6 protein-coding genes are annotated in these 7,229 nt (G+C 64.6%); 4 read left to right on the top strand and 2 right to left on the bottom strand.

Annotated elements, in window-relative coordinates:
• Positions 1-185: 185 nt before the first annotated feature.
• Together I6F38_RS42640 and I6F38_RS42635 are read right to left on the bottom strand one after the other, a co-directional pair.
• Complete coding sequence (locus tag I6F38_RS42640) at positions 186-1,097, bottom strand: NAD(P)-dependent oxidoreductase (protein WP_225164607.1); 912 nt, start codon at positions 1,095-1,097, stop codon at positions 186-188.
• Positions 1,098-1,294: 197 nt separating this feature from the next.
• Complete coding sequence (locus tag I6F38_RS42635; protein WP_225164606.1) at positions 1,295-1,678, bottom strand: carboxymuconolactone decarboxylase family protein; 384 nt, start codon at positions 1,676-1,678, stop codon at positions 1,295-1,297.
• Positions 1,679-1,850: 172 nt separating this feature from the next.
• On the opposite strand from I6F38_RS42635, the gene I6F38_RS42630 reads away from it, so the two are divergent.
• The 4 genes from I6F38_RS42630 to I6F38_RS42615 all read left to right on the top strand — a co-directional run bounded on the left by I6F38_RS42630 (position 1,851) and on the right by I6F38_RS42615 (position 6,991).
• Positions 1,851-4,469, top strand: a complete 2,619-nt coding sequence (locus tag I6F38_RS42630; RefSeq protein WP_168857835.1) for a TIGR02302 family protein — start codon at positions 1,851-1,853, stop codon at positions 4,467-4,469.
• A gap of 319 nt (positions 4,470-4,788) precedes the next feature.
• Entirely contained in the window at positions 4,789-6,102 is a 1,314-nt protein-coding gene (locus tag I6F38_RS42625) for a pilus assembly protein TadG-related protein (protein ID WP_225164605.1), read from the top strand.
• Between the two features lie 11 nt (positions 6,103-6,113).
• On the top strand, positions 6,114-6,617 hold the full coding sequence (locus I6F38_RS42620; RefSeq protein ID WP_225164604.1) for a TadE family protein: 504 nt from the start codon (positions 6,114-6,116) through the stop codon (positions 6,615-6,617).
• Positions 6,614-6,991 carry a TadE/TadG family type IV pilus assembly protein gene (locus I6F38_RS42615; RefSeq protein ID WP_225164603.1) on the top strand — a complete coding sequence of 126 codons (378 nt, stop codon included), beginning with the start codon at positions 6,614-6,616 and terminating at the stop codon, positions 6,989-6,991. Before I6F38_RS42620 ends, I6F38_RS42615 begins: the two co-directional genes overlap by 4 nt.
• The last annotated feature ends 238 nt before the right edge of the window (positions 6,992-7,229 follow it).

The raw sequence follows: 7,229 nt of genomic DNA, 5'->3' as shown, positions 1-7,229 counted from the left end.
CAGCCGTCGGACACAACTTCCGCCGCATCCTCGCCTGGCTGAGATATCTCTTGTGCCTGTTCCTGGCCCAGCTATGGCGCACGCTCGCCCGGCCAGCCTCGATCAATCCGGCTTCTTAACGGACGACTCTGCTGCGCGGACGCAATTGATGGGTTTCGCTTCGCTCTACCCATCCTACGCAGTCGTTACTTCGCGGCGTGCGCGCCGCCTTTACCGCCGCCGACGATCACGCCCGCGGCCTTCTCGATCGGCTTGATCGCCGAGGTGAAGTCCGACTCCGGTCCCTCGTCGCGGATGATGACTTCCCAGAGCCGGCCGACCGCTTCGGCGACTTCCATCGACAGCCCGAGCGAACGCATTTCCTCGACCGCAAGCCGCACGTCCTTCACCATCAAGCCGGTGGCGAAGCCGAAGTCGAAGCTGCGCGGCAACACCGAGCGCGGAAACTTGTCGCGGCTTGCAGTGTTCAGCCCGGAGCCGGCATTGATGACGTCGATCATCACTGCCGGATCGAGCCCGGACTTGACGCCCATCACAACGGCCTCCGAGGTCGCCACCATCGCGGTCGCCGACAGGAAGTTGTTGGCGAGCTTCATGGTCTGGCCGGAGCCCGGCTTGGTGCCGATGAAGAACACCTTGCCGATGACGTCGAGCGCGCCCTTCACCAGCTCGAAATCGGCCCGCGGGCCCGACACCATCACCGCCAGCGTGCCCTTCTCGGCGCCGGAGACGCCGCCGGAGACCGGGCTGTCGATCTGCACGATGTTCTTCCTGGCCAGCAGATCGTGGATCTTCACCGCCATCTGCGAGCCGACGGTGGAGAGGTCGATGAAGCGTTTGACGCGCGTGCCCTCGATCACGCCGCCCGCGCCGGTCGCGACCTCGAGCGAAGCCTGCAGCGAAGGCAGGCTCGCCATCACGGTCTCGACGCGGTCGGCGATGTCCTTGGGCGAGGTTGCGGCCACCGCGCCGAGCGCGACCAGCCTGTCGAGCGCGTCCTTGCTGGTGTCGAACACGGTGAGCTTGTGGCCTGCCTCGATCAGCCGGCGCGCCATCGGGAAGCCCATCTTCCCGAGGCCGATGAATCCGATTTCCATGAGTCGTTTCCTCTATGTCGTTATGTGCGGAGCCGCGCACCCCACATTCGCTGTCGTCCCGGCGAAGGCCGGGACCCATTACCACCGCGGTTGATTGCTGTGCTCCGCTGGAGCCCCAGCGTGTTCCCACCACGAAGGCCTGTGGTTATGGGTCCTGGCTTTCGCCAGGACGACATTGCGTGTGAGGCAGCAGCGTCTCACGCCTTGTTGTCGAGTTCGGCGAACACCTCGCGCGCGATGCGGAAGCTGTCGACGCCGGCCGGGATGCCGGCATAGATCGAGACCTGCATGAAGATCTCGCGGATTTCGTCGCGGGACACGCCGTTGGTCAGCGCGCCCTTGATGTGGGCCTTCAATTCGTGCGGCCGGTTCAGGATCGAGATCATGGCGAGGTTGAGCATGCTGCGGGTCTTGCGCGGCAATTCCTCGCGGCCCCAGACCGCGCCCCAGCAATATTCGGTGACGAGTTCCTGGAATGGCTTGTTGAAGCCGTCCGAATTCTTCAGCGCATTGTTGACATAGGCTTCGCCCAGCACCGCCTTGCGGATTTCGAGCCCCTTGTCGTGCGTTTTTTGGTCCATATCGCGTTCCTCATGCGTTAATGCGATGGTTCGGCCGGGACGTTACGGGGTCGAACCGCCGCAGTCACGCCTTCGTGTTATGCGTATTTCCCGGTGTGGGTTACTGCCTGGAACGGGTGCCTCAAAGCCGCCGCCGTGCTAGGCTGACCTGCCGGCTACCCCGGAGATTTTATTGAGCGGAGCCAACATCGACCCCTCTGACCCGTCACGCGCCGTCCGCGACAGCGATGCGATCGCGCGGCTGAAACTGACAGAGGCTCTGCAGCGGGCAAGGTTCGCGATTGGGTGGGAACGGGCTTGGCCGCATCTGGCCCGGTTCCTGACGGTCGCAGGATTGTTCCTGGTCGCGTCCTGGGCCGGGCTGTGGCTGGTGCTGCCGTTTGTCGCACGCGTGGCCGGCGCCGGCCTGTTCGCGATTGCCGCGCTCGCGGCGCTGTCGCCGCTGGTGCGCTTCCGCTGGCCGAGCCGCGAGGAGGGCCTGAGCCGGCTCGACCGCGGCGCCGGCATTCGCCATCGCCCGGCGACCACGCTCTCCGACACGCTCACCAACAAGGATCCGTTTGCGCTGGCGCTGTGGCAAGCGCAGCGCGAGCGCACGCTGGCCTCGATCAAGCGCATCCGCGCCGGGCTGCCGCGGCCGCGCGTGTCACTGCACGACCCCTGGGCACTGCGCGCGCTGGTCATCGTGATGCTGGTCGCGAGCTATGTCGCCGCCGGCGACGAGCGTGGCCTGCGGGTCGCCTCCGCATTCGACTGGAACGGCATCATGGCGCCGGCCAATGTCCGGGTCGATGCCTGGGTGACGCCGCCCAACTACACCGGCAAGCCGCCGATCATTCTGTCCAACGCCAACAAGGACGCCAACGCGGCGGACACCACCCCGCTCGCGGTTCCGGCCGGCAGCACGCTCCTGGTGCGCTCCAGCGGCGGCAGCATCGACGTCGTCGTCGGTGGCGGTGTTACCGAGGTCGCGCCGGACGGGCAGGCGCCCAAGGGCACCAACGAGCGGCATTTCAAGATCACCGGCGACGGCACCGCGCATGTCCGTGCGCCGGCCGGTCAGCCGCAGTGGAAATTCACCGCCACGCCGGACCGCCCGCCGTCGATTGCGCTCGCCAAGGATCCGGAGCGGCAGGCGCGCGGCGCGCTGCAGATGTCCTACCGGCTCGAGGACGACTACGGCGTCAGCGAAGCGCGCGCGCAATTCGCAGTGCGGCCGACCGATGCGCCGAAGGAGGCCGACGGCAAGAAGGATGCCGACGGCAAGGCGGCGCAGCCGCGACCGCTGTTCGAGCCGCCGCAATTCGCGCTGGTGCTGCCGAATGCGCGTACCCGCAACGGCGTCGGCCAGACCGTGAAGGACCTCAGTGAGGATCCCTATGCCGGGGCCGACGTGACCTTGACGCTGACGGCCAAGGACGAGGCCGGCAATGAGGGCAAGAGCGAGCCGTTCAACATGCGGCTGCCGGAGCGCCTGTTCACCAAGCCGCTGGCGCGCGCGCTGATCGAGCAGCGCCGTATCCTGGCGCTCGACGCCAATCAGAACGGCCAGGTGTTCGCCGCGCTCGAGGCGCTGATGATCGCGCCCGAAATGTTCATGCCGGAGACCGGCTATTACCTTGGCCTGCACACCGTGAGCCGGCAGCTCGAGGCGGCGCGCACCGACGACCAATTGCGCGAGGTGGTCGCCAGCCTGTGGTCGCTCGCCGTCACCATCGAGGACGGCAATATCTCGGACGTCGACAAGGCGCTGCGTGCGGCGCAGGACGCGCTCAAGCAGGCGCTCGAGCGCGGCGCGACCGACGAGGAGATCAAGAAGCTCACCGACAATCTGCGCGCCGCGCTGGACAATTTCCTCCGCCAGATGGTCGAGCAGTTCCGCAACAATCCGCAGCAGCTCGCCCGGCCGCTCGATCCCAATGCCAAGGTGCTGAGCCAGCAGGATCTCAAGAACATGCTCGATCGCATGGAGCGGCTGTCACGCTCCGGCGACAAGGATGCGGCGCGGCAGCTGCTCGAGCAGATGCAGCAGATGCTGGAAAACCTGCAAATGGCGCAGCCCAATCAGGGCGACGACGACATGCAGCAGTCGCTCAACGAGCTCGGCGACATGATCCGCAAGCAGCAGCAATTGCGCGACAAGACCTTCAAGCAGGGCCAGGATTCCCGCCGCGACCGCATGCGCGGCAAGCAGGGCGAGCAGTCGATGGGCGACCTGCAGCAGGACCAGCAGGCGCTGCGCGATCGCCTGAAGAAGCTGCAGGAAGAGCTCGCCAAGCGCGGCATGGGACCGGACCAGCGCGGCCAGAAGGGCCAGAAAGGCCAGGGTCAGAAGGGCGACCAGGCGCAGCCGGGCGATCAAGGCGGCGACCAGGGCGATGACGGCGATGACGGGCTCGACCAGGCCGATTCCGCGATGGGCGATGCCTCCGGGCGGCTCGGCGAGGGCAATGCCGACGGCGCGGTGGATTCGCAGGGCCGTGCGCTGGATGCGCTGCGCAAGGGCGCGCAGAGCCTCGCCGACGCGATGCAGCAGGGCGATGGCGACCAGCCGGGCGACAGCCCCGGCAACCGCGCCGGCCGCCAGCAGAGCGGCGGCAACCAGACCGATCCGCTCGGCCGCCCGTTGCATGGCCGCGAATTCGGCGACGATTACACGGTGAAGATCCCCGGTGAGATCGACGTGCAGCGCGTCCGCCGCATCCTCGAAGAGCTGCGCCGCCGCCTCGCCGATCCGTCGCGGCCGCAGATCGAGCTCGACTACATCGAGCGGCTGCTGAAGGATTATTGAGCGCCTCGTCCTTCGACTGTCGTCACCCGTGAAAGCTCGTGCCTATTCACGAGACATCGGCGCTTGAATCGAACGGCCGCGGCGACCTGTGTGCCGCGCTTCCACTGGAATGACGCGGAATCTGCACGACGGTCGTAAGCCTGCAGGCGTCAGCTTCTGCGGGCTACGCGCCCCGCGTTCCAATCGGGTGCGATCGGGACCGGGTGTCGTCAGCCCGTTGCGCACAATTTTCCTAAAATTGTCGGGTTCCCGTTGGTGCGCATTTAAGTCGCTTGCGTCACCTTACTTCGGAAAATTGGCAAGCGTCTCAGGAGAGCACATGAGGCACAGCCGTTTATTCATTGCATCGTCGTACCGGCCATTGGGTATTACTCGCCGGCACCAACATCAGACCAGCTTGGTTCGACAATTCGTTCGAGACCAGTCGGGCAGCTACGTGATCATTTCAGCGCTGCTCATGCCGGTCCTGGTCGGCACGGCAGGGCTCGGTACCGAAGTGGGATGGTGGTACTACAAACATAAGAACATGCAGAGTGCCGCCGACTCCGGCGCGGTAAGCGCCGCAACGGCGGCAAGTGCAGGCGCCGACCTTTTGTCCGAAGCCAACGCGGTCACGGCAAACTACGGTTACGCGAACGGGGCGCACAACGTCACGGTCACGGTGAATCAACCGCCGAAGACCGGCAGTCAGACGTCGAACCTGCAGGCGGTCGAAGTCATCGTGAGTCAACCGCAACAGCGGTTGCTGTCAGCCTTGTTCGGCTCGGCCCCGGTGCCGGTCACCGCGCGCGCGGTCGCCCTGCCGAATTCCGGGACGGGCTGCGTGCTTGCGCTCAACGCCAGCGCCAGTCCCGCGGTCAACGTGAGCGGCGGCAACCAGCTCAACCTGATCAAGTGCAACCTTTACAGCAACTCGGGTGCAAGCCCATCGCTCAACGTGGCCGGCAGCGCGACGATCGCCGCCAATCAGGTCGGCGTCGTCGGCGACGTCTCCGGCACCAGCAACATCACGGCCACCAACGGCGTCAAGACGCATGTGAAGCCAATGGCTGACCCGTATGCGAACGTCTCTCCGCCGTCGAAGCCGAGCTGCACGAACGCCAAGATTACGGTCAATTCCAACGGAAAGACGAATTCCCTCAGCCCCGGCTGCTACTCGGGCAGCATTACGGTGAACGCCGGCGCAACGCTGAACCTCGATCCGGGCATCTATTACCTGGACGGCTCGAACTTGAGCGTCGCGGGCAACGCCACCATCACGGGCAGCGGCGTGACCCTGGTCTTTACGGGCTCGGGAAGCAAGTGGGGCACGGCTTCGATCGGCAGCAACGCGATCGTCGATCTGACGGCGCCGACCTCCGGCTCCACGAAGGGCATCGTCATGTATGGCGACCGCAACATGCCGGCCGGGACTACCTTTAATCTCACGGGTGGTGCCACCCAGAACTTCGGCGGCGCCATCTACCTGCCGAAGGCCGACCTCAGCTTCGGCGGTGGTAACGGCACAAGCACATCATGCACCAAAATCATCGCGGACACGCTGACGTTCAGCGGCACGTCGAACCTTCAGGTCAATTGTTCGGCGCTCGGCACCGCGACGATAGGCACGCAAACCGCGCAACTCATCGAGTGAGGTTGGCCCCGATGCAAATCCAGAGATCCTCATCCAACAGCCGTGGTCGATTGGTTTTCTCTCTGACGCAGCTTGTGCGCACCGCCGTTCACGACAGGGGCGGCGTCGCGGCCATCGAATTCGGCATCATGATCCCGTTGCTGTCCCTGATGGTCGTCTCGGTAACCGACATCGGACTCGCGCTCTATCGCAAGATGCAGGTCGAGAATGCCGCGCAGGCGGGAGCGCAATACGCCATCGTGCGCGGCTTTGACGAGACTGGCGTCACCAGCGCCGTAACAGCCGCCACGAATTCCACAGCCATCAATGCCTCGCCCAAGCCGTACCAGTTTTGCGGGTGCCCGACCAGTTCCGGGGTCAGCACCGTCAGTTGCGGTGCGGTCTGCCCCAGCGGCGCGCAGGCCGGAACATATGCCATGGTTTCGGCGCAAGGGACCTACTACACGCTGATCAATTATCAGATTGTGGCGGCCACCTACACCTATAGCGCCCAGTCCACTGCGAGGCTGCAGTGAAACTCACACCGCTATGGCGGGACAATCGAGGGGCCTCCGCGCTGGAATTCGCCCTGACCGCTCCCGTGTTCTTCCTGTTCATATTTGGCATCATCGAATTCGGACTGCTGTTCTGGACCCAGCTCGGGCTGCAGCACGGCACGGAAATGGCGGCGCGTTGCGCGACCGTCAACAGCACGCTCTGTCCAAGCGGCAGCGCCATCACGAATTACGCCGCGCAACAGGCGTTCGGCCTCACGCTCCCGGCGCAGACATTCACCTATTCCACGTCAGCCTGCGGCAACGTGGTCAGCGCGAGTTATGCATTTCAATTTGCACAATTTCTCAATCTGTCCCCGGTGACGCTGACCGCCCGGGCATGCTTTCCGAGTTGAGCTCGTAACCCTAGTGTCCCGAATCCGAAGTTCGCATCATTTGCCGCACCTTCGGAGCGAACTTCGGATTCGACAAGGACACTGGCAAACTTATGATTCTAGTGTGCTTTAGTCGTCCGTGAAGAATGCAGATCGGCCCGATAGATAAGCAGAAGTTGTCTCGATGAAGTGTTCGATTTTGCAGGAAAGCCGGGTGTTGGGCCGCGGTTTCTTGCGTTTTAGGATTTTGCTTTCGAGC

This window comes from Bradyrhizobium sp. BRP56 (assembly GCF_020194035.1).
GTDB lineage: Bacteria > Pseudomonadota > Alphaproteobacteria > Rhizobiales > Xanthobacteraceae > Bradyrhizobium > Bradyrhizobium australafricanum.
The sequence above is the reverse complement of the archived record's forward strand: the minus strand, read 5'-3'. Positions and strand labels throughout refer to the sequence as shown.